This is a genomic window from Actinomycetota bacterium (assembly GCA_005774595.1).
In the GTDB taxonomy this organism is placed as follows: domain Bacteria; phylum Actinomycetota; class Coriobacteriia; order Anaerosomatales; family D1FN1-002; genus D1FN1-002.
On record VAUM01000347.1, the window covers coordinates 1 to 1,905 of the forward strand.

A 1,905-nucleotide genomic window follows, 5' to 3' on the forward strand; every position below is an offset into this window, starting at 1 on the left:
GTCGAGACGAGCTGGTGACAGTAGGGCGTCGGCACGACCTCGTAGAGCGGGTCGACGGCGACGCTGCCCGGCTCGCACACGCGCCCGAGGTCGTTGCGCTCCAGGTCGACGACCATGACGTGCTCGGCGCGCTCCTTCGGGTCGGCGAGCAGGTCCGCGGCGAGCGCGGCGTCCGCCTCGGGCGTCTCCCCGCGCGGGCGCGTGCCCTTGATCGGGCACACTTCGACGACGCGCCCGTCGGCCTCGGCGCGCACGCGCAGGAACCGCTCGGGGGACACCGACGCCAGCGCGAGCCCCGGCAGCTCGAGATACGCAGACATGTCCGAGCCGGCCCGCGCGAGCAGCGCCGCGAACGTGTCGCGCGGCGGGAGTGCGGCGCGGCCGGTCACGGCGTGCGTGAGGTTGAGCACGTACACGTCGCCGGCGCCGATCCGCTCGCGGACCGCGTCGACCCCCGAGCGGTACGCATCCGCCTCGGCCATTCGCGGGTCGAGCACGAGCGGGGCGTCGGGAGTGACGGGCGACGCGTTCGGCACAGATGGCGCTCCGAGCGCGTCGTACTCGAGGACGGTCGCCTCGCACTCGTACGTGATGAGCGCCGCGGCGAGCGCCGGACCGGCGCCCGAGAACGTGCGCTCCAGCGCGTCGCCGGCCTCTCGGGCGGTGAGCCGTGGCGTCACGCGCGCCACGGGTCCCGCGGCGAGAGCGCGGCCGCCGAACCAGCCGCGCGCGGATGATGGGGCGAGCACGAGCATCACGAGGCGCCTCCGAGGTGCCGGGAGTCACCGCTGGATGCCCGCGCGGACGCGGCCTGACATGCGGCTGGGCCGAGTGTAGCGCGTCAACGGGGTCGGTAGGCGTCGGCGCTGTGCTCGATGCGGGTCACGTGCACGACATGCGTGCCCTCATCGATGACGTAGACGATGCGGAACGCGTCGAGACGAGCGCATCGCCGCCCGGCGAGCTCCCCCGATAGGGGCTTGCCGCGTCTCCACGGGTCTCGCAGCAGCGGGCCGGTGATGAACTCGACGCACGCCGCCGCGACCCGATCCGGCATGCGTTCGAGGGAGCGGTCGACGGCCGCATCCGTGCGCAGCGCATATGGCAGCACGGGTCAGTCCTTGGGCAGGTACTTGGCCCGGAGCGCCTCACCCGTGATGTAGTCACCGGCGGCGATGCGGTCCTCGGCCGCCTTGATCTCTTCGACGGCACCCGGGGTGCGCATGATGTCCAGCGTCTCGAGCAAGCCCTGATAGTCGCTCATGCTCATGAACACTGCGACGGGCTTGCCGTTTCGCGTTATCACGACCTCCTCGGTCGCGCCGTCGAGGGCGTCGACAATCTCGTTCAGATGCGCCTTGGCGTCGGTGATGGTGAAGTACTTCGTCATATCCGTGATGGTAGGCACGCGAACCCCTTTCGGCAACGAGTCCGAATACAGGTTCGCAAGAAGGTCCTAACGCGGACTATCGGGAATGTGACCCGGCGCCGATCTAGTGCCGGAAGTGGCGGTGCCCCGTGAACACCATCGCGACGCCGAGCTCGTCGGCCTTGGCGATGGCCTCCTCGTCGCGGACCGAGCCGCCCGGCTGGATCAGCGCGGTCACGCCGGCGGCGGCCACGACCTCGAGCGTGTCCGGGAACGGCAGGAACGCGTCGCTCGCGCACACGGCGCCCTCGGCCTTCTCGCCGGCCTGCTCGCACGCGATGCGCGCCGAGTTGACGCGGTTCATCTGGCCGGCGCCCACGCCCACGCTCGCGAAGTCCTTCGCCAGCAGGATCGCGTTGCTCTTCACGCTCTTGACCACCTTGAGCGCGAAGAGCAGCTGCTCCATCTCCTCAGGCGTAGGCTGGCGCTTCGTCGGCACGGTGAACGCGGCGGGGTCCTCGGCGACGGAGTCGGAG

The 1,905-nt window shown here is 70.9% G+C and carries 4 protein-coding genes; all 4 read right to left on the reverse strand.

Features of this window, described 5'->3' with window-relative positions:
• Positions 1–755, reverse strand: a 755-nt coding sequence (locus FDZ70_09945) for a hypothetical protein (GenBank protein TLM68515.1), incomplete at its 3' end; no start/stop codon positions are given.
• 86 nt (positions 756–841) lie between these two features.
• Complete coding sequence (locus tag FDZ70_09950) at positions 842–1,057, reverse strand: type II toxin-antitoxin system RelE/ParE family toxin (protein ID TLM68518.1); 216 nt, start codon at positions 1,055–1,057, stop codon at positions 842–844.
• Positions 1,058–1,114: 57 nt separating this feature from the next.
• Positions 1,115–1,408: a type II toxin-antitoxin system Phd/YefM family antitoxin gene (locus FDZ70_09955; protein TLM68516.1), complete on the reverse strand. Its 294-nt coding sequence runs from the start codon at positions 1,406–1,408 to the stop codon at positions 1,115–1,117.
• A gap of 85 nt (positions 1,409–1,493) precedes the next feature.
• The coding region (gene purH / locus FDZ70_09960; protein ID TLM68517.1) for a bifunctional phosphoribosylaminoimidazolecarboxamide formyltransferase/IMP cyclohydrolase at positions 1,494–1,905 on the reverse strand (412 nt) is incomplete at its 5' end.

Bases quoted from the DNA above. Each gene is read 5' to 3' on its own strand.
- FDZ70_09950 (TLM68518.1), bottom strand. From the start codon at position 1,057: ATGCCGGATCGGGTCGCGGCGGCGTGCGTCGAGTTCATCACCGGCCCG.